Annotated in this window: 22 protein-coding genes and 1 pseudogene; 10 read left to right on the top strand and 13 right to left on the bottom strand. The window is 58.3% G+C overall.

Annotated elements, in window-relative coordinates; genetic code table 11:
• Nucleotides 1-5 precede the first annotated feature (5 nt).
• Nucleotides 6-1,034: a LacI family DNA-binding transcriptional regulator gene (locus ACR0I1_RS05420; RefSeq protein ID WP_170396944.1), complete on the bottom strand. Its 1,029-nt coding sequence runs from the start codon at nt 1,032-1,034 to the stop codon at nt 6-8.
• 248 nt (nt 1,035-1,282) lie between these two features.
• Between ACR0I1_RS05420 and ACR0I1_RS05415 the strand changes: the two genes are divergently transcribed.
• The 8 genes from ACR0I1_RS05415 to ACR0I1_RS05380 all read left to right on the top strand — a co-directional run bounded on the left by ACR0I1_RS05415 (nt 1,283) and on the right by ACR0I1_RS05380 (nt 10,238).
• The gene (locus ACR0I1_RS05415; protein WP_480705744.1) at nt 1,283-2,740 is read left to right on the top strand and encodes an aldehyde dehydrogenase family protein; all 1,458 of its coding nucleotides are present in this window, start codon (nt 1,283-1,285) and stop codon (nt 2,738-2,740) included.
• Between the two features lie 55 nt (nt 2,741-2,795).
• Nucleotides 2,796-3,770 carry an ABC transporter substrate-binding protein gene (locus tag ACR0I1_RS05410; protein WP_170396129.1) on the top strand — a complete coding sequence of 325 codons (975 nt, stop codon included), beginning with the start codon at nt 2,796-2,798 and terminating at the stop codon, nt 3,768-3,770.
• A gap of 67 nt (nt 3,771-3,837) precedes the next feature.
• Complete coding sequence (locus ACR0I1_RS05405) at nt 3,838-5,373, top strand: sugar ABC transporter ATP-binding protein (protein WP_480705308.1); 1,536 nt, start codon at nt 3,838-3,840, stop codon at nt 5,371-5,373.
• Nucleotides 5,358-6,335, top strand: coding sequence for an ABC transporter permease (locus tag ACR0I1_RS05400; RefSeq protein ID WP_170396131.1), 978 nt, complete (start codon nt 5,358-5,360; stop codon nt 6,333-6,335). The genes ACR0I1_RS05405 and ACR0I1_RS05400 overlap by 16 nt, the downstream gene beginning before the upstream one ends.
• Nucleotides 6,336-6,338: 3 nt before the next feature.
• Nucleotides 6,339-7,334 carry an ABC transporter permease gene (locus tag ACR0I1_RS05395; protein WP_480705306.1) on the top strand — a complete coding sequence of 332 codons (996 nt, stop codon included), beginning with the start codon at nt 6,339-6,341 and terminating at the stop codon, nt 7,332-7,334.
• A complete protein-coding gene (locus ACR0I1_RS05390) occupies nt 7,334-8,434 on the top strand; it encodes a mandelate racemase/muconate lactonizing enzyme family protein (RefSeq protein ID WP_480705304.1) in 1,101 nt (366 codons plus the stop codon). The genes ACR0I1_RS05395 and ACR0I1_RS05390 overlap by 1 nt, the downstream gene beginning before the upstream one ends.
• Entirely contained in the window at nt 8,431-9,471 is a 1,041-nt protein-coding gene (locus ACR0I1_RS05385) for a zinc-dependent alcohol dehydrogenase (RefSeq protein ID WP_480705302.1), read from the top strand. The genes ACR0I1_RS05390 and ACR0I1_RS05385 overlap by 4 nt, the downstream gene beginning before the upstream one ends.
• Nucleotides 9,468-10,238, top strand: a complete 771-nt coding sequence (locus tag ACR0I1_RS05380) for an SDR family oxidoreductase (protein WP_170733469.1) — start codon at nt 9,468-9,470, stop codon at nt 10,236-10,238. The genes ACR0I1_RS05385 and ACR0I1_RS05380 overlap by 4 nt, the downstream gene beginning before the upstream one ends.
• Before the next feature lie 30 nt (nt 10,239-10,268).
• Here the strand turns inward: ACR0I1_RS05380 and ACR0I1_RS05375 are convergent, their stop codons facing one another.
• From ACR0I1_RS05375 to ACR0I1_RS05345, 7 genes are all read right to left on the bottom strand, one after another.
• Nucleotides 10,269-10,688 carry a secondary thiamine-phosphate synthase enzyme YjbQ gene (locus ACR0I1_RS05375; protein WP_480705300.1) on the bottom strand — a complete coding sequence of 140 codons (420 nt, stop codon included), beginning with the start codon at nt 10,686-10,688 and terminating at the stop codon, nt 10,269-10,271.
• 112 nt (nt 10,689-10,800) lie between these two features.
• Nucleotides 10,801-11,664 carry a sugar phosphate isomerase/epimerase family protein gene (locus tag ACR0I1_RS05370; RefSeq protein ID WP_480705298.1) on the bottom strand — a complete coding sequence of 288 codons (864 nt, stop codon included), beginning with the start codon at nt 11,662-11,664 and terminating at the stop codon, nt 10,801-10,803.
• Between the two features lie 11 nt (nt 11,665-11,675).
• Nucleotides 11,676-12,566 (bottom strand): NAD(P)-dependent oxidoreductase, encoded by an 891-nt coding sequence (locus ACR0I1_RS05365; RefSeq protein ID WP_170511757.1) that lies wholly within the window; start codon nt 12,564-12,566, stop codon nt 11,676-11,678.
• 224 nt (nt 12,567-12,790) lie between these two features.
• A complete protein-coding gene (gene uxuA / locus ACR0I1_RS05360; protein WP_480705296.1) occupies nt 12,791-13,972 on the bottom strand; it encodes a mannonate dehydratase in 1,182 nt (393 codons plus the stop codon).
• Nucleotides 13,969-15,021, bottom strand: coding sequence for a Gfo/Idh/MocA family protein (locus ACR0I1_RS05355; RefSeq protein ID WP_170403524.1), 1,053 nt, complete (start codon nt 15,019-15,021; stop codon nt 13,969-13,971). The genes uxuA and ACR0I1_RS05355 overlap by 4 nt, the downstream gene beginning before the upstream one ends.
• Nucleotides 15,018-16,019 (bottom strand): Gfo/Idh/MocA family protein, encoded by a 1,002-nt coding sequence (locus ACR0I1_RS05350; RefSeq protein WP_170403521.1) that lies wholly within the window; start codon nt 16,017-16,019, stop codon nt 15,018-15,020. The genes ACR0I1_RS05355 and ACR0I1_RS05350 overlap by 4 nt, the downstream gene beginning before the upstream one ends.
• Nucleotides 16,016-17,032 (bottom strand): Gfo/Idh/MocA family protein, encoded by a 1,017-nt coding sequence (locus ACR0I1_RS05345; protein WP_480705293.1) that lies wholly within the window; start codon nt 17,030-17,032, stop codon nt 16,016-16,018. Before ACR0I1_RS05345 ends, ACR0I1_RS05350 begins: the two co-directional genes overlap by 4 nt.
• Before the next feature lie 123 nt (nt 17,033-17,155).
• Between ACR0I1_RS05345 and uxaC the strand changes: the two genes are divergently transcribed.
• Nucleotides 17,156-18,499, top strand: coding sequence for a glucuronate isomerase (gene uxaC, locus ACR0I1_RS05340; protein ID WP_170466270.1), 1,344 nt, complete (start codon nt 17,156-17,158; stop codon nt 18,497-18,499).
• Entirely contained in the window at nt 18,500-19,696 is a 1,197-nt protein-coding gene (locus ACR0I1_RS05335; protein ID WP_170466271.1) for a mannitol dehydrogenase family protein, read from the top strand.
• Here the strand turns inward: ACR0I1_RS05335 and ACR0I1_RS05330 are convergent.
• The 5 genes and pseudogenes from ACR0I1_RS05330 to ACR0I1_RS05310 all read right to left on the bottom strand — a co-directional run bounded on the left by ACR0I1_RS05330 (nt 19,683) and on the right by ACR0I1_RS05310 (nt 24,958).
• The gene (locus ACR0I1_RS05330; protein ID WP_170733460.1) at nt 19,683-20,546 is read right to left on the bottom strand and encodes a sugar kinase; all 864 of its coding nucleotides are present in this window, start codon (nt 20,544-20,546) and stop codon (nt 19,683-19,685) included. The genes ACR0I1_RS05335 and ACR0I1_RS05330 overlap by 14 nt on opposite strands.
• A complete protein-coding gene (locus ACR0I1_RS05325; protein ID WP_480705290.1) occupies nt 20,543-21,424 on the bottom strand; it encodes a DMT family transporter in 882 nt (293 codons plus the stop codon). The genes ACR0I1_RS05330 and ACR0I1_RS05325 overlap by 4 nt, the downstream gene beginning before the upstream one ends.
• A gap of 3 nt (nt 21,425-21,427) precedes the next feature.
• Nucleotides 21,428-22,348: pseudogene (locus tag ACR0I1_RS05320) on the bottom strand (NAD(P)-dependent oxidoreductase); the annotation flags it as partial.
• A gap of 106 nt (nt 22,349-22,454) precedes the next feature.
• A complete protein-coding gene (locus ACR0I1_RS05315) occupies nt 22,455-23,459 on the bottom strand; it encodes a Gfo/Idh/MocA family protein (RefSeq protein WP_480705288.1) in 1,005 nt (334 codons plus the stop codon).
• Entirely contained in the window at nt 23,456-24,958 is a 1,503-nt protein-coding gene (locus ACR0I1_RS05310; RefSeq protein WP_170565684.1) for an altronate dehydratase family protein, read from the bottom strand. The genes ACR0I1_RS05315 and ACR0I1_RS05310 overlap by 4 nt, the downstream gene beginning before the upstream one ends.
• Nucleotides 24,959-24,966 lie beyond the last annotated feature (8 nt).

Below are 24,966 nucleotides of genomic sequence, written 5' to 3'. Positions count from 1 at the left end.
CGCCTTCAGGCCCGGCGTTTGGGTTCGCTGATCGAGTCGCGCTCCACCAGTTCGCATTCAAGCTTCACGAGAGGGTGTCGCTGACCATCCGTCGGACCGTGGAACAACTGTTCGATGACCCAGCGTCCCATCGCCCTAGTTGGAAGGATCATCGAGGTCAGGGGGGGCGACAGGTGTCGCGCGGTTTCGTCATCGTCAAATCCGATGACCGAGATGTCTTCGGGGATGGATAGGCCAAGTTCCTTGAGCGCCTCATAGCAGCCGATCGCCATTCGGTCATTCTGACAGAAAATGGCGGTTGGCGGAGAGGGCAGGTCCATCAATTCGCGCGTGGCAGCATAGCCTGCGCTGGGCAGCCAGTTGCCCTCGATGACCAAATCCTCGTCAAATGGGATGTCGGCGGAAGCAAGGGCGTTTCTGTACCCGGTCGTTCGCCCTGCGGCGCATTCCATGAACGGCTCACCGGTGATGGTGGCGATTCGTTTGTGCCCCGCCTTGATCAGGGCGTTGGTCGCCGTATGTCCAGCAGCGACTTCGCCGGGGATCACCGCAGGAAAAGAGAGGTCGTCGCAAAAGCAGTTCAGCAGCAGAACCGGGGTTGCGGTCTGCCTGAGTATTTCCGGAACGACCACCCGCCGGGTGAAAACGGTTGCGTAAATGATGCCCGCAACCTGTTGGTCGAGGAAATACCTAAGCGTTCTGGGTTCGACCTCGGGGTCGTTTTGGGTTTCTGCCAGCAATACAAGATTTCCCGTGTCCCGAACGGCCTGTTTCACGCCATTAAACGCGTTTACCATTTCGGGGCTCGACGCCAGATCGTCCACGACAAAAGCGATGGTGCCGTCTAACGCCGAGGGTCGAGGCGCGCTGTCCTGGGGTTTCCTGAGTTGAGAGGGCATGGCGTATCCAAGCGTGTTGGCGGCATCCAGGACTCTTTGCTTTGTGTCCTCGGAGATTTTGACGGAATCGTTCTTGTTTAGAACCAGCGATACTGTCGTCTGTGAGCACCCGGCGACGCGTGCAATATCATGCATCGTTATGCGCTGCCGGCCCGCGACTCGTCCCACGCCCCTGTGCTGCCCGGTCTTGTTCGCTTGATCGTTCATCGCTCAACCTTTTTGTTCGCTTCCTTTTTATCGACTATGCGGAGGACACGCAACTAATATTAGTGAATAGTAATTAATATTAGTGTTGACGAAATAATATTATTAGTGTTTTGATCGGCAGTGCGGTCGCCAATGTGGTCTGACCGAAGCAAACGCGGGAGGCGAAATTGCGGTCTGTGGTGGGGGAGTTGGGTCAGGTGGTTCGGCATTCGATGTTCATCGATGGCCGCTTTACCGACTCTGACGCGGACACGGTTGGTGTCGAGAACCCTGCAAATGAAGAGATCGTTGCGCAAGTTCCAGATGGCGGTGCCGCTCATGCGGATGCGGCCGTCGAGGCGGCCCATCGTGCTTTTAGCTCGTGGTCCTCGCGTCCGGCGATCGAGCGGGCGCGACTGGTTCAGCGGTTGGCCGAAGCCATCCGGATTGACGCCGGGCGTCTGGCAGCCTTGATCACGGTCGAGCAGGGCAAGCCGATCACGCAGGCCCGAAGTGAAGTTGATGCCGCTGTTACCTTTCTTTGCCATGCGGCTGAAGAGGCCCGGAGGATTTCGGGTGACATAGTGGCATCGGACAACAAGTCCGAGGAAATCCAGATCCGGCGTCATCCTTATGGCGTTGTTGTTGCGTTGACGGCCTGGAACTATCCGTTGGCATTGGCCGCCAGGAAAGTCGGGCCTGCGCTGGTCGCGGGCAACACTGTTGTTCTGTTGGGGCACGAAATCACGCCGCTGTCCGGTCTCGCGATCGCCGAGCTTGCCGAAAAGGTCGGGTTTCCGCCCGGTGTTCTAAATGTTCTGACAGGCAAGGGGCCGGTGGTAGGGCAGCGGTTGGTCGAACACCCCGATACCTCACTGATCACAATGACCGGCAGCACACGAGCCGGTAAAGAGATTTTTCGCGCCGCGGCCGACCGGATCAAGGTTGTCCGGCTCGAGCTTGGCGGTAAGGCTCCGTTCATCGTGATGGAGGATGCGGATATTGACGCTGCTGTTTCGGCCGCCATTGCCGCCCGGTTTGCCAATTGCGGCCAGATTTGCACCTGCAACGAGCGTATGTATCTGCATAGCGGTATTGCGGATCAGTTCTTGGAAAAATTCGTGACAGCAGCCCGCGCATTGTCGATCGGAGATCCGATGGAGGACTGCGACCTGGGGCCCAAAGTCAGCAAGGTCGAAGTGACCAAGGTCGCCGAAATCATCAAGCGCAGCATCACGGAAGGTGCCACGGTCCATTTGGAAGGCGGGCCCCTGTTGGACAGCGCGCACCGCAAAGGACACTGGATGTCCCCGACGGTTCTTGAGGTCTCCGACAACGGCAATGCCGCGATGCAAGAGGAGGTCTTTGGACCCGTGGCGACAGCCATGCGAGTCGATGATTTTGATCAGGCGATAGACGTAGCGAATGACACATCATTCGGGCTGTCTGCCTATCTCTTTACGGCATCGCACCGGCGATTGATGGAGGCCCCGAGCCGTTTGAAGTTCGGCGAATTGTACCTGAACCGCTCCAATGGTGAGGCCGTACAGGGATTTCACACCGGTTGGGGTTTGTCCGGGGTTGGGGGCGAAGACGGCGCGTATGGCTTCGATGGCTATCTGAGGAAACAGACGACTTACATGAATTGGGCATGACCTGAGAACTCGCGGTCAAAACGGAGGCGACCGCACCAATGGAGGAGGAATAACCATGAAACGCAGAACTCTTTTGATCTCGACGGTTGTCGCGGGTGCGCTGTTGGGCACCACGGTGATCGCGCAGGATCTGCCACCGCTTGAGCAGAAGGATCGCTACAAGGTCGGCTTTGCGCAGATGGAATCGAACAACCCGTGGCGCATTGCCGAAACGAAATCTTTCCATGACACAGCCGAGGCCTGTGGCTGGGATCTGATCGCGACGGATGCGGCCGGATCTGCGGCCAAGCAGGTTGCGGATGTGGACAGCATGATCGCCCAAGGCATCGACGTTCTGTTCCTGCCCCCGCGGGAAGAAAAGCCGTTGATCCCAGCCGTTATGAAGGCCCGTGCAGCGGGAATCCCGACCTTTTTGGTGGACCGCTCGGTTGATCCGGCCGTTGCCAAGCCGGGCGAGCATTTTGTGGCGTTCCTTGGGTCGGATTTTATTGATCAGGGCAACCGGGCCGCACAGTGGCTGATGGAGAATTTCGACGGCGACAATGGCGTCATCGTCCAGTTGGAGGGCACGACTGGTTCTTCACCTGCAAATGACCGCAAAAAAGGTTTCGACGACGCGATTGCAGCGGATGACCGCTTTGAGATCGTGGCTTCTCAGACCGGTGACTTTGCGCGCGACCTGGGTCGTCAGGTGATGGAAACCCTGCTGCAGGCGCACCCCGATGTGAACGTGGTCTACGCCCACAATGACGAGATGGCGATCGGTGCGATCCAGGCTCTGGAACTGGCCGGCCGCAAGCCCGGCGAGGACGTGACCATCGTTTCGATCGACGGGACACGCGATGCACTTCAGGCTATTATCGATGGCAAGATGGGGGTGACGGTGGAAAGCTCACCCTTCTTCGGCCCTCTGGCTTGTGAAGTCATGAAAAAATACGCAGCTGGCGAGGCGATCCCGGAATGGGTGAAAGTCGAAGATCGCATCTTTACCAAGGACAATGCGGCCGATCACATCGACGAAGCCTATTGATTCTCCCTGGTGGGTGGTGCTGGCCTGTGGTCGGCGCCGCCTGCAAGCAATCGGAGGAAGACATCTCATGAATGCGCTCGTCTCGATGTCGGGAATCGAAAAGTCCTTTGCCGGCGTGCCGGCACTGAGCCAGGCCAACCTGGAAATCGCGCCGGGCGAGGTTCATGCGCTGATCGGCCAGAACGGTGCCGGAAAATCGACGATGATCAAGGTTCTGACCGGAGTTTACGATCGGGATGCCGGCGACGTCCATCTGGCGGGTGTGCCAAGCCGCATCTCCACTCCGCGCGAAGCGCAGGAATCCGGAATTGCCACCATCTATCAAGAGCTCAACCTGGTACCGCTGCGGTCAGTGACTGAAAACATCATCATGGGGTACGAGCCCAAACGTCTCGGCTTTCTGGTCGACTGGCGCGAGGGCAACAGGCGCGCACGCGAGGTTCTTACGCGCTTTGGCATAGATATCGACGTGACTGAGCCGCTAGGAAATTTCTCGACAGCGATCCAGCAGTTGGTTGCAATTGCGCGGGCTGTTTCGCTGGATGCGAAACTTGTCATCATGGACGAACCTACGTCGTCACTGGATGCCAGCGAAGTCGAGGTGCTGTTCGGTGTTGTGCGCGAGTTGAAGAAACAGGGCGTGTCTGTTCTTTATGTTTCGCATTTCCTCGATGAGCTGTTCCAAATATGCGATCGAGTCACAACGATGCGAGATGGGCGCACCGTCAGCACGCGTAACGTCCAGGACACGACCAAACTGGAAATGATCGCGGACATGCTGGGCCGCAACAAGGATGAGATCGCGGCAGATGGTTTGACGGACTTCGCCGGTGCCAAGGCCAAGAAAGGCGATATCGTTTTGCGGGCGGACTCTGTTTCAACAGGCCCGCGGCTGACGCATTTCGACCTCACTCTCCACCGCGGGGAAATCGTCGGGTTGGGCGGATTGCTGGGCTCTGGCCGGACCGAGGCGGCGCGCGCTTTGTTCGGAGTGGACGGGAAACGCAGCGGCGCAATCGAGTTGCATGGCACGGTCGGTCAACCGTCCGGACCGGGTGACGCGATCGCAAACGGCGTCGGCTTTCTGACCGAAGATCGCAAGGCCGAAGGGATCGTTCCAGACATGTCCGTGCGCGAGAACATGACGCTGGCCCTGCTGCCGAAACTGGCCAGCCGTGGTCAAATCGACTTTGCCCGTGAGCGCGAGATCGTTCAGGCCTTTATCGACGATCTGGGCATCAAGGCGGCGCATATGGACCAGCCCATTCGCGAGTTGTCCGGCGGCAACCAGCAAAAGGTGTTGCTTGCCCGCTGGCTGGCGACGCAGCCCGACATCCTGATACTCGACGAGCCGACCCGAGGCGTGGATGTTGGCGCCAAGCGAGAGATCCAATCGTTCATTCGGTCTTATGTCGAGAAGGGGTTTGGCGTCGTTCTCATCAGTTCGGAATTCGAAGAGCTGGTGGAAGGCGCCGATCGCATCGTGGTCATGCACGAGGGACGCTCGGTCAAGGAATTGACCAACCCCGGAGTCACCGAGAACATACTGGTGCGCGCGCTTGCGCATCATGAAGAAGGAACTGGTTCATGGACCGCGCAATGAAGTTGCCGCAACGGGTCGCATCAATGCCCTTCCGCTTTCACGGCGGCATCGCCGCGTTGGTCGCCCTATTAGTGTTCAACGCGTTTTTCACACCTAATTTCCTGCAACTGCAAACCCTGTTCGTAAATATCAGCCAAGTCGCTACGATCGCCATCGTGGCCATGGGGATGACGCTGGTAATCGCCACGGGTGGGATCGATCTGTCGGTTGGGGCGGTCATGGCGCTGGCGGGGGCGCTTGCTCCGCTGATCTTTCTGTCGGATCTGGGCGCTGCCAATCCGATGCTAGGCGTCACTTTGGCCATTGTCCTGCCGCTTTTCATTGCGGGGCTATGCGGGGTATTCAACGGCGTGATGGTTGCCGTGTTGAACGTGCAGCCCATCGTTGCGACGCTCATTCTCTTCATCTCTGGTCGCGGTATTGCCCAAGTCTTGACGAACGGGAACCTGCAGACGTTTTCAAACCCTTCATTCAGTTATCTTGGAACTGGTAAAGTGCTTGGTTTGCCGTTCCAGGGCTGGCTGGCGCTGGCCATTGCCTGTGTGCTGTTTTGGGTGATCACCAGAACCACATGGGGCCGTTACCTGCTGGCCATAGGGGGCAATGAACGCGCGGCCTATCTGTCGGGTGGTCCCGTCCGACGGGTCAAGATCGGGGCCTATGTCATCTGCGCGGTGCTTGCGGGCCTAGCCGGTTTGATCGTGGTTGCAATCAACTCGGCCTCGGACGCCGCGCGCAACGGCAATCTGATGGAGCTTGATGCCATCGCGGCCGCGGTTGTTGGCGGGGCTCTTTTGCAAGGCGGGCGAGCGCCGATCTTTGGTGCCATACTGGGTGCCGTCATCATCCAGTTGGTCAAATATACATTGTTGGCCAACGGGGTAGAGGACGAAGTTGCACTGATCGCCAAGGCCGTCATCATTATCCTGGCCGTTTGGGTCCAGCAGTTTCGGAGGACTTAATCGATGTTGGATGAAACGGCTTTTGACCTGCGAAAATACCTTCGACGTAATTCGGCCTCGGTGACGGTGTGGATCGCACTGCTGGCTTTGATTCTGTTCGGGCTGATGCGCTATGACAACTTTGGCAGCGCCTACAATTTCTCGTCTTTCCTGAATTACAACGCGATGTTCATCGCGATTGCGCTGGGCATGTGTTTTGTGATCATGACCGGCGGGATTGATCTGTCGGTCGGATCCGTGGCGGCCTTTACCTCGGTTGTTGCGGCCTATCTCAGCCCGTATGGGATTCAGGTTGCGTTGCCGGGGGCCGTTCTTGCCGGGGTTGGTTTCGGGGCGATCAACGCCTTTTGCATAATCATCCTTCGGATCCCGCCCTTCATCGCCACGCTGGCCACCATGCTGGCCGCAAAAGGCGGCGCATTGGTGATTTCGGGCGCCCAGACAATTTCGGTCGATTGGGGGTCGAACTTCACCAAGCTTGGCATGGGGCAGGCGTTTGGCCTGTTTCCATGGGCAATCGTCATCGTGGCCGGACTGACTCTGGCACTTTGGCTGGTGCTGGAAAGAACAACCATCGGGCGGACCGTCTTGGCGATCGGTGGCAGCGAGGATGCCTCGAACCTCATGGGCCTGAAGGTCAATCGCGCCAAGGCTTTTGTCTACCTGCTGTCGGGTGGCTGTGCAGGGCTGGCCGGAGTCTTTCTGGCCTCGGGTTTTGGAGCTGGGCAACCCCTTGAAGGCGTCGGATGGGAATTGTCAGCCATCGCTTCCGTGGTTGTAGGCGGTACTTTGTTGACGGGTGGGATGGGATCGATCCCTGCGACGGTCGCCGGAGCGCTGTTGCTGGGGCTGGTCTTCAACGTTCTAAACTTTGAAAACGGTCAGGGCACCATCAGTTTCAGTGCCTATTGGCAAATGGTCATACGTGGAGGCTTTCTATTTGCGGTCATCCTTTTACAGTCTCGGGTTATTGCCAGGCAGCAGAAGGTCTTAGGTTAATGAATCGCATAGAAAGTGTATCAGCGCGGCTGTTCAACGTTCCGCTCGCCGAAGTCCTGGTCGATGCCAAACATGGGGATCACACGTTTTTTCAATTGATCACTGTCACCATTCAAACCTCTGATGGGGTCGAGGGGGTCGGGTATACCTATACCGGGGGCAAGGGTGGTCATGCCATCTTAGCGATGATCCAGCATGACCTGGCACCGTTCCTTGTTGGACAAGACGCCGAACAGATCGAAAGCCTGTACGATGCCATGCAGTGGCACGTGCACTACGTCGCACGGGGTGGGATCGCCTCGTTTGCCATCTCGGCCGTAGATATTGCACTGTGGGATATTCGCGGCAGAACGCAGAATGCGCCATTGTGGCAGATGGCCGGTGGAGCGTCCAAACGGTGCAAGGCCTATGCCGGCGGGATCGACCTGAATTTCTCGTTGGAGAAACTGCTGCGTCAGACCGAAGGGTACCTTGCGCGTGGGTTCAACGCAGTCAAGATCAAGGTCGGTCAACCAGACCTGGCCGACGATTTTGCACGTGCCCAGGCGGTGCGCGAGATGCTGGGGCCGGACCGGTTCTTCATGGTCGATGCGAATTACTCTATGAGTGTCGAACAGGCCATCGTCGCTGCCAGAGGGTTCGCCGACTGCAATATCCTGTGGTTCGAGGAACCGACAATTCCAGACGACTACAAAGGTTATAGCCGAATTGTCGAAGCGACGGGCGTTCCCCTTGCCATGGGTGAAAACCTGCACACCATACACGAATTTGAATACGCCTTTGATGACGCGAAACTGAGTTTTATCCAGCCCGATGCCTCAAACTGCGGTGGAATCACCGGCTGGCTGCGCGTGGCCGCGCTAAGCGCACAGCACGGCATTCCGGTTTGCAGTCATGGGATGCAGGAACTGCACGTCAGCCTTGTCTCTGCGCAACCCAACGCAGGCTGGCTAGAAGTACACTCATTCCCGATAGACCAGTACACGACCCGTCCACTAGTTGTCGAAGACTGTCTGGCCGTGGCCCCGGATACCCCGGGAACCGGAGTGGAATTCGACTGGGACAAATTGAATGCGGAACACAAGGAGATGCATAGATGACGACCCAGACGATCACTGCCGCATACTACAGGGGCGATAAGAGTTTTGCAGTAGAGCAAGCCCAAGCGACAGATCCGGGTCCCGGCGAGGCTGCCATTCGTGTTGCCTATTGTGGGATTTGCGGGACGGATATGCACGTCTACCACGGCAACATGGATGCCCGCGTCGGCCTGAACCGGGTGATCGGGCATGAGATGTCAGGTGTCGTCGAAGCGGTGGGCGAGGGCGTCGATACGGTCGAACCCGGCCAGAAGGTCGTTGTCCGACCGCTTGATCATTGCGGAGAATGCCCATCTTGCAAGCGGGGGCATCAGCATATCTGTCAGAATCTCAAGTTTCTCGGCCTCGACACCGATGGCGCGATGCAAGAGATCTGGAGTGTTCCGGCCCACACGTTGCACGTTCTGCCGGATGACTTGCGCATGGATCACGCGGCGCTAATCGAGCCGGTTGCCGTTGCCTGCCACGATGTGCGGCTGTCTGACCTGCAACCTGGAGAGGACGTTGTCGTTATCGGCGGCGGCCCGATTGGCATCCTGGTTGCCATGGTTGCGCGGGACGCGGGTGGAAATGTCGTAATTTCCGAAGTGAATCCGAACCGTCTTGCGATTGCTGAAAAACTTGGCTTTGACACGATCAACCCAATCGAAACCGATCTGGTGTCCACAATCAACGCGCGCACGGGCGACAAAGGGGCAGATGTGGTTTTCGAGGTGTCAGGAACGCAGCCCGGTGTCGATGCAATGACCGCCGTTGCCGCGACTCGGGCCCGGATCGTAATGGTCGCGATCCATGCTCAAAAGCCCCAGATCGACCTGTTCCAGTTCTTCTGGCGAGAGCTGCGACTGATCGGTGCTCGGGTCTATGAGCCAGAGGATTACGAGAAAGCCATTGCAGTTGTCGCCTCGGGCGGAGTGGACGCGGATGTTGTGATCACGGACGTCAGCCCTCTGGCAGACATCCAGGCCGCGTTCGAAGCACTGGATCGCAGCCCAACCGCAATGAAAAGCCTGATCGAAGTAGGACCGCGTTCATGAGTGTTTTGCAAAGTTTCGACCTGACGGGAAAGACGGCCCTTGTGACCGGGTGCAAACGCGGTATCGGGCGCGGTATGGCCGAAGCATTGGCATCGGCCGGAGCCAATATCATCGGAGTGTCCGCCTCGCTCGAGCTGTCTGGCTCGGATGTCGAAAAAGCCGTGACGGCGATGGGACGCAATTTCCGGGCCTACCAATGCGACTTCTCGGATCGCGCCGCGCTGCATGGGTTCATTGATCAGTTGAGGGCCGACGGACAAGCCCCTGATATACTTGTCAACAATGCCGGCACGATCAAACGCAAACCCGCCGCCGAACACCCGGACGACTGGTGGGACGAAGTGATGGAGGTGAACCTGTCCTCGCAGTTCGTTCTGTCACGCGAGATCGGCAAGGACATGCTGGCGCGCGGCTCGGGGAAGATCATCTTCACTGCATCGCTGCTGACATTTCAGGGTGGCATCACCGTTCCGGGCTATGCGGCCTCGAAAGGCGGGATTGGACAGCTGACCAAAGCCTTGGCCAACGAATGGGCCGGGCAGGGCGTAAACGTGAATGCGATCGCGCCTGGCTACATCGCGACCGACAACACCCAAGCCCTGCGGGATGATCCGGTCCGGTCGAAGTCGATCCTGGAACGAACACCCCAAGGCCGTTGGGGTACGCCTGTTGATTTTGCGGGACCGGTGGTCTTTCTGGCCTCGGCTGCGTCGGACTTCGTCAACGGTGAAATCCTTGTAGTCGACGGGGGCTGGATGGGGCGTTAGCACTGCCAACGCTCCATGTGATCCAAGGCATCACGTCCCGATGTAGTGCACCTTCAATCGGCGTGCCTTGGGTGCTTCCCGATGTTCGAACAGGTACAGGCTTTGTACGCGACCCAGCGGAAGCTGCCCTTGTTCGACCGGGATCGATACCTGAGTTTGCGTCAACAGCGCCCGCAGATGCGATGGAGCGTTGTCGTCCTCGGTCGGGCGGTGGTGATACTTGCCTGGTGACTTGGGTACGAGTTTCTCGAAGAACGTCTCGATATCCTTGAGCACATCGGGATCGGCATTGGCCTGCACCAATAGCGCGGCACCGGTGTGGACGCACCAAAGGGTCAGCAGGCCCGAGACAAATTCGTGTTCGGACACCGCACGCTGAACGATCCCGCTGATGTCGATGAGGGATTTGCCCGGCGTTTCAATGGACAGGTCAAAAAACTGTTGTTTCATCCAGCAGGCCCTTTCCTTGATTTCACGCGAGCGCGCCCAGCTTTCTACATCTCACTTGGCATTCAGTAATGGGGGTCAAGATTTTGATTTTGAACGCATATTGACTACATTTTTATGCAAACAGGCTTTTGAACTGGTCCACACACAGACGAAAACCATCTTCGAAATTCCCGTTGTCGGGGTGATAAACGCTTTCGAAAGAAATGACGCCATCATAGCCGTCGGATCTAAGCGCGTCCGCGATGGGTTGGAACAAAGGCGCAAGCTGACCTTCCCCCATGCGGCGCACTTCCAGCGTTGCCCGTGGCGTGTCGACCTTCACGTCCTTGATGTGAATGTGACCCAGATAGCCGCCGCGCAGTTCTTCATAACCGTCCGGATATGCCAGTTCATGGCACCAGCAGTTGTTTCCGGGGTCCCACAGCACTTTCAAAGAGTCTTTTGCGTCCAACTCGTCAATCAGCTTGCGGGCTGTATAGTTGGAATTGACCAGCGTGCCGTTTCCGGTTTCCACGACAAGCGTCACGCCCTCAGCTCTTGCCAGTTCAACCGCCGGCGCGATCAGCGGCGGCATCGAGTCCCATACCCCATGCGCTACGTTCCACTTCTCGGCGCCGTTTTTTCCCCACAGTATCTGCTCTTTTCGTTGGGTCATGATCCGAACCAGCGGAGACCCAACAACATGCGCCATGTCGATTACGCGTTTCAAGGCGTCCATATGCCGAGTGTGGAGGTCGTCGCCGGGCCTATTGGCAGCTGTCATCCCCGCAAAGATATGGCGCGACAGACATGACACAGGCTTGCCCCGGTCGCGCAAAAGCGCGTCGATCTCGGCAATTTGCTGCGGGGAATGATCCCCGACCTCCGCATCGCCAACAAATTGAAGCTCTGCATAGTCCAGGCTGAACTCGTCCATCACGTCCACGGCATGCCGCAGATCGCGGGAAATGCCGTCGCAAATTACACCCAATTTCATGTCCGGTCCCCTCAGCGATGCAATTCTGCGCCAACGATCTCTTCGATGACGCGAGTACACACCCAGTTGTCGCCATTCGGGTATTTAGTTTTTCCTGCGTGAAAGATCTGCATTGCGGATGACGCTGTGTGCATGGGAACGCCCAATGCACCGGCGAGTGCCAGCGAGATCGTCAGGTCCTTATGCATGGTTGCGATATGGCTGCCGGTGGCCTCGAACTTGCGATCAATGATGTTTTCAAGGGCGGAATTCACGACGCCGCACCCCGCGCTGGATGAGGAGAACACATCAAGCAATGCCTGACCGCTGACACCGGCTTTGGCCGCCAGGGCCGCAGCCTCGAATGTGGCGGAAAAGATCGATCCGATCAGGGATTGCAGGCAGGCTTTCACGGTTTGCCCGTCGCCAGCGTTTTCTCCGACTCGATGAATTGTTGCAGACACTGCCTGCATGACTTCGGCGTTTCGGTCCAGCACATCCGCAGCACCGGCAGCCATCATCGTCAATGTGCCGTTCTGCGCGCCGGGAAACCCACCTGAGACCGGCGTGTCGATCAGATGTATGCCTGAGCCTTCCATATCCTGCCCGATGGCGCGGGCTTCGGCCGGGGTAATGGTCGCCGACAGGATGACCGTCCCGCCTTTGGCCATGTTCGCAACCAGCCCGTTTTCACCCAGAATGACATCGCGGGCCTGATCTCCGTTCATTACCATGACAAACACACTGGCGGCGTGTCGACCAACCTGTCCCACGCTGTCCTTGGGCTGGCCGCCCATGTCAGCAAATGCCGTCATGCGCGTCTCGCTCAGGTCGAAACCTGATGTTTCAAAGCCATTCTTGATCAGGTTCTTGGCAAGGCCGCTGCCCATGTCGCCAAGACCTATTACGCCTGCAGTTTTCATTTGGACTCCTCCCGATATTTCGCCATTGCCGTATGGCAGACGTTTCGAAAAATGATGCCCAATCGCATCGGTTTTCGCGGGAGTTTCACGCGTCTTTTACAGACGTCGGGCGAGTCCGGAAGACACCCCGCTGCCCGTTTACGTATAGCAATTAAACGAAGAATGCGGCGCTCAGGCAAGCATAGAAGTGTTGCGGGCGAAAAGAAACCGCCTGATCCGACGCGTTACGAGAACGCCGCCATGATGCCGCGCAGTTCCGCAAGCCCACGCATACGCCCGATCAACGGATAGCCGGGAGTACTGTGTCCGCCCAGATCGCTCAGCAGTTCTTGTCCGTGGTCGGGCCGCATCGGAATTTGCCAGTCGCAACGCCCTTGGGATTTGCGGCGGCGCTGTTCGTTCATCAGTTCGCGAATTGTGCCGACCATGTCGGTGTCGCCCTCCAGATGCGAGGCCTCAAAGAAGTCCGGTTTCTGGCTGTCTGATCCGGCGATGCGTTTGGTATTCCGCAGATGGACAAAGTGAATTCGGTCGCCATGCCTGCGCACGAAGTCCGGCCCATCAAATTCGGGGGAAACTCCCAGCGATCCGGTACACAACGTTGCGCCGTTCGCCAACAAATCAACCGCATCCAGAACGGCGCCGTAGTCATCGGTGCTGGACATGATCCGCGGCAGACCAAGCAACGAGAACGGCGGATCATCTGGATGACAGCACAAGCGTAGTTCCAGTTCTTGGGCGACTGGTGCGACTTCTGACAGGAAGTCGATCAGGTTTGCGCGAAGCTGGTCACGGTCTATATGAGCATAGTTTCGCAACAAAGCGCGCACGTCCTGCACGCTCCACTGATCGTTGGCGCCGGGCAACCCCGCAGTGACATTGTGTTGCAACTGGGCCTTGGATTCATCCGACATGCGCAAGAAGCGATCCTTGGCCGTTTGCTGGACGACGCTGGAATAGTCTTCGGACGCGCCCGGACGTTCAAGAATATGTATGTCGAAAGCAGCAAAATCGGTCAGGTCGAACAGCATGGCCGTTCCGCCGTGCGGCTGCGGTGCGCGAAGGGCGGTGCGCGTCCAATCCAGGATTGGCATGAAGTTGTAGCAAACGATTTTGATGCCACGGGCGGACAGGGACCTGAGGCTGGACTTATACGCCTGCAGATGTTCAGCCATGTCTGCGGACTGTGTTTTGATCGCCTCGGAAACGGGCAGGCTTTCGACAACGTCCCAACTGTACCCGGCAGTAGCCAGAACTGCTTGCCGATCGGCGATGCTTGGTTCGTCCCAGGGCTGTCCCGGCGGGATGTGATGCAGCGCGGTGACGATGCCCTGAACCCCGACTTGATGGAGAGCGGCAAGGGCGATCGGATCATCGGGTCCGAACCAACGCCAGCATTGTTTCATGGCAGCCATCCTTCATACAGCGGGTGATCGGAACTGATGGGAAGAGCAACGCGCTGCCCGGTGCGCGCCGCGTGATAAATCGCTGTCACAAGGCCGATGGATGCAGCGCCATCCTTCAGCGTAACGGCCGAATTTGCCTCGGACCGCAGCGCCCTGCCGACTTCGGTAAAGAACCCTTCGAAACCTGTTGGCTCGTCAGTGGCGGCTGCAAGGGCCTCGTCGATAGCGGCTTGATACACAGGGTCCCGCGCGACGAATGTCCAGGGCGTTTGACCTGGGGCATAGGGTTCGTTGCCAGAGGTGGCGGTCACCTTTTCAAAGACGAGCCGCAGGCGGGTTTCGTCCGTGGCGGCGCCCAGGGTGATATTGCTTGTGCACAAAGCTCCGGAAGTCATGCCAAAGCAGATCGCGGCACAGTCTTCGGTCTCGATCGGGTTTACCCGCGTTGTGGCCATTGCAGACACCCAGGCGATATCACCCGCGATATGAGTCAGCAGATCATGGTTGTGGATGGCATGGCCCAGCACTGCGCCGCCGCGTTCACCGGCCCATGTTCCCCGCCACGGCACCGCGTAATAGTCTGCCCCGCGGGACCAATGGGTCTCAAGCGCGGCAGTTTGGACCGCTCCGGTCAGGCCTGCGCGTTGCAGGTGGCGCAGTTGGGCCAGTGACGGCCCCCACCGGTATTGAAACACCGGAAACACCTGCTTGCCCGCGCTGCGTGTGGCTGCCGTGATCCGATCCACATCTTGCATCGAGGTCGCAAGAGGCTTTTCGCAGACAACGTGTTTTCCTGCGGCCAGTGCCGCAAGCGTGGTTGGTACATGCAGATGCGGCGGTAGGCAGATGTCGATGACATCAATCGCCGGATCATCCAGAGCGTCCTGAATGTTGGTTAGTGCTCGAAAATCCGAGTTCTGCCGTATCTGTTCGATCCGGTCCGTATTCTGGTCGACCACGGCGGCTACGCGGAAGGTGCGGTCAAGCCGTTCCAGAGCGTCCAGATGTTGCGCACCGATACCTGCGCCAAGGATCGCAACGTTGATCATCTGCGTTCCGCCACTTCCTGCGCGTGCAGTGCCAGTTCCATGACCGTAAAGCAGTGGGTCTGTGTCATCGCGGTTTCGGTCCGGTTGCGGATGTCATCGGCCAGGCGCGCGAAGTAGGGAAGGCTGGCGTCGGCTGCGTCGATCTTTTGGCAGGTTTCACCATTGACGAGGATCAGATGGTCTGTCCCTGAGGCCCCACCCACATCGACGTACTTCCGCAACTCGATATATCCTTCGGTTCCGAGGATCGTCAGACGACCATCCCCCCAGTTTGGCAAGGCATCCGGCGTGAACCAGTCAACCCGGATGTACCCGGTGCCATTCTCGCTTCTTAGATTGAGTTCTCCGAAATCCTGCAATCCGGGATCTTTGGGGTTTGCGTAGTTCGCCACATAAGCGTTCGTGATTTCTGCGGTTTTCGAACCTGTGTAATGCAAGAACTGATCGATTTGATGCGAGGCGATGTCGGTCAGAATGCCGCCATAGCGGTCACGCTGAAAAAACCAATCCGGCCGGGTTGTCCGGTTCAATCGGTGCGGGCCAAGCCCAACCGTCTGGATCACGCGCCCGATGGCACCGGACTCGACCAACTCGGTCGCCCGGGTGCTGACGGGCGTTTCAAATCGTTCGGAAAAATTCACCGACCAGATTCGACCGGTGTCGGCGACCGCTCGCTTGATCTGGTCGAGTTGCTCGAACGTCGTGCAGCCCGGCTTGTCGCTCATGACATCCATGCCGTTTTGCATGGCGCGGATCGTCAACGCGGCCCTATCTGCCGGTATCGCCGAAATCAGCGCCAGATCCGCCCCACTGGTTAGGGCGTCTTCCAGTCGGGCCAGCCGCGGAATATCGGGAAACCTTTTGACGTAGCCCGGAAGCGTTTCCGGATCGCCTTGTGTCCAGTAGCCAACGCAGTCCACGCCGATTTTACGCATGTTTTCCGTCATGCCATAGATATGGCGGTGGTCCAGGCCAAGGGCGACGCAGGTCAGGCTCATGAGATGACTCGTGTTTTCTGGCCTGTTCGATTGGCGATCTGCATCGCGTCTATGACGGCGTGGGTCAAAAGGGCACTGCGTCCGGTGGCCATGGGCAGCGTGCCATCGGCAACAGCCTTGGCGAAATCCTCGATGACCGCCTGATGCCAAGCATGGGTGAACGCCATGGGATCGGCCCCTCCGCCTGTGGCGGACGTTTCGCCAACCGTGGATTTATGACCATCGAAAGTCGTTAAGGTCAGGACACCTGACTCCAAATGCGCTTTGGCGCGTGTGCCTTGGATGGTAATGGACTCAGCGGCCCCGGGATATTCGGCAGTAGTCGCCATCATAATGCCCACGGCGCCTCTATCCGTTTCAAAGACTGCACCTGCCCAATCCTCAGCTTCGAGATCGTGTAACGGAGTTTTTCTCATCATGGCTTGAATGTCCGAGATCGGCCCCAGCAGCCACATCGCAAGATCAAGCGTGTGGATTGCCTGCGAGATCATGACACCGCCTCCGTCGCGCGCATAAGTGCCGCGACCCGGCTCGTCATAGTAGCTCTGATCGCGCCACCAGGGGACACGGATCTCCACCGTGGCGATCGCGCCCAGCTCACCCTGTTCAATGGCTGATTTCAGCGCCTGCGAGGCGGCGCGGGCGCGGTGCTGAAAGACGATGCCCAGCGGCACACCGGATACCTCGCACTGCTCGACGATGGCTGTCGCGGCGCCCAGCGTTCTCTCGATGGGCTTTTCCATTAGGATCGGTTTCGAAGCGCTCGAAAGAACCCGAACCAACTCTGAGCGCTGATCGGGCGGTGTTGCGATGATCGCAAAGTCGACGTTTGGGTCGTTTGCGATTTCCTCGATCGAGCCGAATGCGCGGGTGCCGTTTCGCTGCGCGAACTCAGCTGCTTTTTCAGAGTTGCGCCCGAGGACGCCGGCAAGACTGAGGCCTTGATCCGATGCTTGAATGGCAGCGACATGCGTGCCCGAAACCATCCCCAAACCAATCAGCGCAATATTCATTCATTCCCCCGGATCACTCGGTCAGTCTGCGGGTTCGAACGGGAAAGATGCAACCATTAAAAACTGTGTTAACAATTGCGGGCAGCAGTATCGGAGGCAGAATTGACTGGCAATTTGAATGGCATGGCAGAAAACCTGTACTTGGGCATCAAGGACCTGCCAATCGTGTCTCCGCATGGTCACTGCGATCCGGGGTGGTTTGCAACCGATGAGCCGTTTCCCAACCCGGCAGAGCTGCTTGTGGTTCCCGACCATTACGTGTTCCGTATGCTCTATTCGCAGGGCGTTCCTTTGTCCGAACTTGGCGTTGGGGAAGAGGGGCGAAAGAAGGATCCCCGCGCCGTTTTTCGCACCTTTGCCGAACACTGGCATCTGTTTCTGGGAACGCCATCCCGGATCTGGATGAGCTACGTGCTGCACGAAACGCTGGGCGTGTCTGAGGCGTTGTCTTCTCGCACGGCTGACCTGATTTATGATGAGATCTCAGAAAAGCTGACGCGTCCCGAATTTCGCCCGAGGGCTTTGTTCGACAGGTTTGGGATCGAGGTTCTGGCCACCACAGATTCGGCTCTCGACGGCCTGGCTGAGCATCGGGAGATTCGAACAAGCGGTTGGGGCGGGCGGGTTGTTCCGACGTTCCGCCCAGACGGGGTTTTGGATGGGTCGGACCCGGAGTTCGTACAGAACCTGAACAAGTTGGCCGAGCTGACAGACTGCGATCTGGGCAGCTATGATGGCTACCTCAACGCGCTGCGAATGCGGCGGGCTTACTTCATCCAGCTGGGATGTACTGCCACCGACCACGGTATCGAACGTGTGCAGACCGAGTGGCTGGACGACCCGGAAGCGCTGTACCAGCGGCTGAGACGGCGGGAAGGTAGCGAACAGGATGCTCGCCGGTTCTATGGGCATATGCTGATCGAAATGGCGCAGATGTCTGTCGATGATGGTCTGACAATGCAGATACATGCTGGCAGCAAGCGCAACACGAACCACGCGGTACTGCGGGACTTCGGACGGGACAAGGGGGCCGACATTCCAATCGCGATGGATTGGGTCACGGGCCTTGAGGCGCTGTTGAACCGGGTCGGTAACTCGGCGGAACTGCGCATCATTCTGTTCACACTGGACGAAAGCACCTATGCCCGCGAACTGGCCCCGATGGCGGGACATTGGCCGTGCCTTCGGATCGGGCCGCCTTGGTGGTTCCACGACAGCCCAGCCGGGATTGCGCGGTATTTCGATCAGGTCGTTGAAACGGCCGGATATTACAATCTGGCCGGATTCAATGACGACACGCGGGCTTTCCTGTCCATTCCTGCACGTCACGACCTGTGGCGACAGGGTGTGGCGATTCATCTGGCGGAGCAGGTTGCGCGCGGCTATTTCGATCGGGACAGTGCCGAGCATCTGGCGCGATTGCTGGCGGTCGATCTGGCGAAACAGGTTTACAGGTTGCAAAGCTAGATGGGTACAGTTCTTCATTTCGGCCTTGGAAACTTTGCCCGGGCGCATTTGCTGGATTACACGGATCAGGCGGGCGGATGGGACGTTGTCGGCGTCAGCCTGCGTTCATCCTCGGTTCGGGATGGATTGGCCCGACAGGGTTTTGAGTACGATTTGTGCGTACAGGGGCAGGGTGTCCGGCGCATCAAAGCTCTGCGAGACGTTCTGGTCGCGCCCAAGGATCGCGCAGAGATATTCGATGTGATGGCGGATGCCGAGATCATTTCGGCAACCGTAACCGAGAAAGGTTATCACTTGGACGCCGCGGGCAAGCTGAACCTTCAGGACCCGGCGATTGCCGCCGATCTGGCAGGGCAAGGGCCTGCGACGCTGATCGGGTTTTTAGCTTATGGCCTTGCGGAACGGCGCAAGCCAGTAACGGTACTAAGTTGTGACAATCGCATGGAAAACGGCAAGACGCTCGAAACGGCAGTTGCCGATTTTGCGGAAGCAGCCGGTCTGGACGTGAATTGGGACTCTGTTCGCTTTCCCAACGCGATGGTCGACCGGATCACCCCGGCTACCACGGACGCCGTTCGCGCAATCAGCGGCGATCCTATGGCTGTTCCGACCGAGGCGTTCTCGGAGTGGGTGATCGAAGACAGTTTCGCCGGTCCACACCCGGATTGGCCGGGAGTGCAACTGGTCGATGACGTAGCCCCGCACGAGATGCGAAAGCTGCGCATGCTGAACGGTGCCCATTCCCTGTTGGCTTATGCCGGGTTGGAGCGGGGCCTGACCTACGTCCACGAAGCGGTTCAAGACCCGGTTTTGCGCCCGCTGGTTTCTGAGTTGATGAAGGATGCGGGCGCAACGCTGCCCGCTGCACTGCAAGCACAGGTTCCGGATTATGCCGAGGCTTTGTTACGCCGCTTTGAAAACCCCGAGCTGGCGCACCGTCTGGACCAAATCGCAATGGATGGCAGCCAGAAGCTGCCGTATCGGTTTGTTCCCACACTCCGTGAGACCGGCTCTCAGGCGGTGATTGCAGGGATGCGGGCCTGGATCTCTTTTTGCATGTCCGAGATCGCAAAGGGCAGGGCGCTGAACGATCCTTGCGCGTCGGAAATTGCCACGGCCGTCAAGCAGCCGGACCCGGTAGCGCTGCTTTTGGGTCTCGTTGGCGCTGAGGATCTCGCGCCACTTATCCGGGAATGATCGCGCCGCGGAATTGAACAACGGTGGAAGCCAAATTGTGCCCAGCCATCAGGGCGTCGGCCTGTGATTTCCCCATCAGCAAGGCCGCGAGGTACCCACCGTTGAAACTGTCGCCCGCCGCTGTCGTATCCAGCACGTTTTTGGCAGGTTCATAGGTTTGGTCAGTGTTCTGACCGATGGACAAAGGGCCATTCTCTCCGCGTTTCAACGCACCAACACCGTGATGATCGGCAAAGCGTGCAGCCACCTGGTCCGCGCTTTCCCCGAACAATGCCATCTCGTCGTCAATGGACGGCAGGGCAATGTCTGCACGTTGCCAAAGCCGTTGGTTAATCTGCCGAGCGTGTTGGACGCTGTCCCAAAGACGCGGACGAAAGTTGCTGTCATATACCAACCGAACGGAAGAGCCTTCGAGCCAGTCCAGAAGCGCAAGCCTGACTGCATGCGGAAGAATGGCCACGGAAATCCCTGACAAGTACAGCACGTCGTAACCGTTCAGCGGGCTGAAGTCGTGATCGGCAAAAAGCTGGCGGGCGGCCGCCTCGCTGCGCCAATAGGTAAAGCTGCGTTCACCGTCCGCAGATGTCGTGATCGCGTATAGTCCCGGAGAGGCGTTCGGAATGATGCGGATGCCGGATGTTCCGATGTCATGACTGGCGATGAAGTCCACGATACGTCTTGAGAACGGATCGTCGCCTAGACATGTCACATACTCCACCTGCAGGTCAGGCGCGGCACGGTGCATGTAGATGGCCGTGTTCAGCGTATCCCCCGCGACGCCCACCTTCGCGCCGGTTTCCAGCATGGACAATTCGATCATTGCTTCGCCGATGCAGGCAATTCGCGTCATTTCTTTTCTCTTTTCCAGATGATGAGACCGGCAGCCATGATCAGCGCAGCCCCCGCCAACGTGAATGCGTCCGGTACTGTGTCAAAGAACAGATAACCCCAGATTGCCACGTAGATTAGGAACGAATAGGTGAATGGCATCAACTGGTTCGCCGTTCCAAACCGATGCGCGTTCGTCAGCAGCTGATGCCCGCACCAGCCAAACACACCAAGGCCGATCAGTACAATCAGGCTCCACGTGTTTTCTGGCTGGACCCAAAACCAGATGGCGAACGGCAACAGGACCACCGTACCGGTAAGCCCGAGGTAGAATTGCATAGTGTCCACGGCAACGACCCCGGACAGCCTGCGCGTCATAATCGAGTACAAAGCCAAAGCGGTGGCATTATATACGATCAGCAGCATGGTCGGATGAAAGGCCGAACCAAACGGCCGTACGACAACCAACACCCCCAGAAAGCCCAGGATTATAGCCGCCCAACGCCATGGGCCCACGCTTTCTTTCAATACAAAGACGGACAGAAAGCACACGATGACCGGGCTGGCGAACATGATTGCCGACACAACGGTCAGTGGCAAAAACCGTAGGGCATAAAAATTGAAAACGGTCGCCGAGATCAGCAGCAAGGCCCGGCTTATCACCTGCCATGGATGGGCAGTCTTGAACCGACCGGCCTCTATCCCGCCCTTGGCGATCACGCCCACTGAGATCACGAAGTGCCCCGCATAGCGCATGAACGCCAACTGAAATGCTGGCACTCCGGCCAACGCCAACCACTTGGCCCCAAGGTCAACCAACGAAAAGAACAGCCACGCCATCAGCATCAGCACAATGCCAAGGCGCGGCAGGTCAGCGGTGGGGTTGGCGGAGACGGCCATCGATCAGGTGTTGAAGCGCTTGACGTAGTAGTCAACCATCTGGCTTACCATGTCATCCGCCTGACCGTGGTCGCGGGCGTCATTCAGCGCCGAAAGCGCGCCCTGCGACATCACGCTGGTAACGCCTGCCTCGCGCGCCATTCGGTCATAATACCCGAGGTCTTTTGCCGCGTTCTTGATGGCAAAGGCCAGCTGATTTGGGTCGCTCTCAACGCCATAGGCTTTGACGAAATCCATCATTCCGGAATGCAGCGGCCCTGCGGCCATCACATCATAAAGCTGCTTGCGGTCAACACCGGTGATGTCAGCCATGGCAAAGGCTTCGGCCATCGCGTTCGCAACGGTCATTCCGAAGAAGTTGTTGATTAGCTTGATCGTGTGTCCGGACCCAACGGGGCCAAGGTAAAAAACGTTTTCGCCCAAATCTTTCAGTGTCGGCTCGGCCTTGTCAAAGGCAGCCTTGTCGCCAGACGTCATAATGTTGAGCTTGCCTTCCAGCGCGTGTGAAGGTGTCCGGCCAAGCGGTGCATCAAGATAGCTTCCGTCGGCTGCGGCAACCTCCTCGGCCAAGGCGCGTGTACTGCCAGGAAGCGAGGTGCCAAAGTCGATGACAATCGCGCCGGACTTCAATCCCGCAATCACTCCATCTGCACCGTGCATTCGGCTCTCGACCTGTTCGGAGGTGCCCATGCACAGCATCACGATGTCGCTGGCCTGAGCCAGTTCTTGGGCGTTTCGCATCTCGCGGGCGCCTCCTTCAATCGCGGCGTCCAGGTACGTGCGGTCGCGGTTTCCCAATACAGCGACCGAATATCCTTGGTCCAACAGTCGGCTAACCATGGCTCCGCCCATTAGTCCCAAGCCGATAAACCCGATTGATGGTTTGCTCATTGGTTTCCCTTTCCGTGAATGTGTCTGGTTTTTATTCTTGTGTTTGTTGCGGGCGGCTTTGCTTTTTTAATGCTCATATTGCCCGGTGGATAATCATTGGTTTTTGGGTGGTCCGGCATTTGGCCGGGCCGCATGTCCATCAGGCCGGCGCCCGCGCTCGGGTCGTTCGCGCCTTTAGCCCCTGTTCAATCCGTGATGTGACCTCGAGCGTTCGGGCTGCATCCTCGACGTCGATCAGTGGGGAAGCGCCATCGATCACGTCAAGGAAGTGATCCAGTTGCACCTCCAGCGGTGCGCGTTGTTGTTCCGGTCGTGTAAGTTGGTCTTTTTGGGCCGCAGTGCCCCAATCCTGTCCGCGCCACAGGGTCATGGAGGGAAAACTCACAGCGCCACTGGTTCCCGTGATCCAGATCATGTCCTGATGGGTCGTGCCGATGTTCGGGTTTTCGCCGGTTCCGGCCTCAAACCCCCAGGGGCTGGGTGCGGTATCGGCAAAGCTGATAGTGCCCGTCGCGCCGTTTTCGAATGCGATCGCGACAGCCCCGCTTTCTATCCTATCCGCTCCGCGGATGGGCGCTCCGGGCAGGGCGACGACATCCGAGATTTCTCCGATCACAAAGCGCAGGACATCGATATCATGCACCAGATTGATCATGACTGGGCTGCCATCGGAAGTCCGCCAGTTCTGTTCAAAATAGCTGTCGGGTTTACGCATGGCCCACAGCAACGAGATATTGATGACTTGTCCGATCGTACCTTGCGCGATCACCTCCTTCAGGTATTGCAAGATTGTATGATACCGCCGATGGTGGCCTACAAGACTGCGGACATTGGCCTGGCGAACGGCCGTCTTCAGGCGCAGGGCGTCATCGACCGATGCTGCAACCGGCTTTTCGATCAGCATGTGCCAACCGCGAGATGCGGCCAGAATGCCATGTTCGGCATGCAGTCGGGTTGGCGTCGCGATTATGACGCCATCTACCGGGTCCTGCACCTCGTCCATACTAGCAAAACGCGGCGCGTCGGTCTGGATCGAGCCATCTGGATCGGCCAACCCGACCAACTGGCAACCGGGATGCTCAATCACGGCGCGGACGTGGCGGATACCGATTAATCCGCCGCCGGCTACAAGGATCCGTTTCACATCACCGCTCCGATTTGCCAGGGAACAAATTCGTAGTCACCCAAGCCCTGCGCCTCGGACTTGGTCCGCGCGCCAGAGGCGACTTGGAGCAGCCGTCGGTATATTTCCTGTCCTTTTTCTTCGACGCTGGCGCCTTTGCTCAGAATGTCGCCCGCATCCACGTCCATGTCCTCGGGCATGCGTGCTGCCAATTCAGAGTTGGTAGCGATTTTCAGCGTGGGTGCCGGTTTGGACCCAAATGCAGAGCCGCGTCCCGTGGTGAAGCACACAAGGTTGCACCCAGCCGCGATCTGACCGGTCACCGAGGCCGGGTCATATCCGGGGCTGTCCATGAAGGTGAAGCCTTTGGCGGTGATGGGTTCGGCGTATTTGAATACACCGGTCAAAGGGGTGGTGCCGCCCTTCGCCGCTGCCCCCAGCGACTTCTCTAGGATGGTCGTCAGACCCCCTTGCTTGTTGCCGGGGCTTGGGTTGTTGTCCATCGAACCGTGATTGCGAGCGGTATAGTCCTGCCACCAATCGATCAGTCCGATCAGTTTTTCCCCAGTTGTGCGACTAAGGGCGCGGCGGGTCAAAAGGTGTTCGGCTCCGTAAATTTCGGGTGTTTCCGCAAGGACACCTGTGCCGCCTTGCGCAACCAACAGGTCGCAGGCATGTCCGAGCGCCGGGTTCGCGGTCACGCCGGACCAAGCGTCCGAGCCACCGCATTGCAGCGCAACCATCAGTTCGGACGCCGGGGCTTCGCTGCGCCTCGCCTCATTGGCAATGGGAAGCATCTGGTTGATCTTGTTGATGCCCATTTCCACGGTCCGACGCAATCCGGCGACGTTCTGGATGTTCATCGTCTGGAAGGTGGGACTTTGCTTCAGCCCATACGCGTCCAGCAGCCAGTCGATCTGGTTCATCTCGCAGCCTAGACCGACCATCAGAACGGCAGCGTGGTTGGGGTGTTTTGCAAACCCCCACATGACCCGTTGAAGGGCTTCAAAACCGTCGCCGGAATCGGCCATTCCGCAGCCCGTTCCGTGGACAAAGGCCACCACGCCGTCGACGTTCGGAAACTCGGCCAGCTTGTCCGGCGTGAAGTGATTGGCGATCATGCGGGCCGCAGTTGCCGAACAGTTCACGGTGGTCAGAACCGCGATGTAGTTGCGCGTGCCGACCCGACCGCTGTCCCGGTGGTAGCCCATAAACGTATCGACCGAGTTGGCGGGTTTCGTGGGCCTGTGATCCGTCGCAAACTCGTAGTCCACACTGGTGTTCCGGAACTCGACATTGTGGGTGTGTACATGGTCACCGGGTTCGATCGGTTGGGTGGCGTAACCGATGATCTGGGCGTATTTTCTAACCGGATCGCCGAGCGCAAGATTCCGCGTGGCGACCTTGTGCCCCGAGGGGATGCGCGCATTGGTCGTGACATCCTCGACCATACTGCCGGCCTCCAGGTGCCGAGTTGCAACCACCACGCTATCCGTTCGATCTAAACGTACAAAAGTCATAATCAGCT

It is taken from the genome of Ruegeria sp. B11, assembly GCF_056539785.1.
Note: the sequence above shows the minus strand (reverse complement) of the source record. Positions and strands in the feature narration are given on the sequence as shown.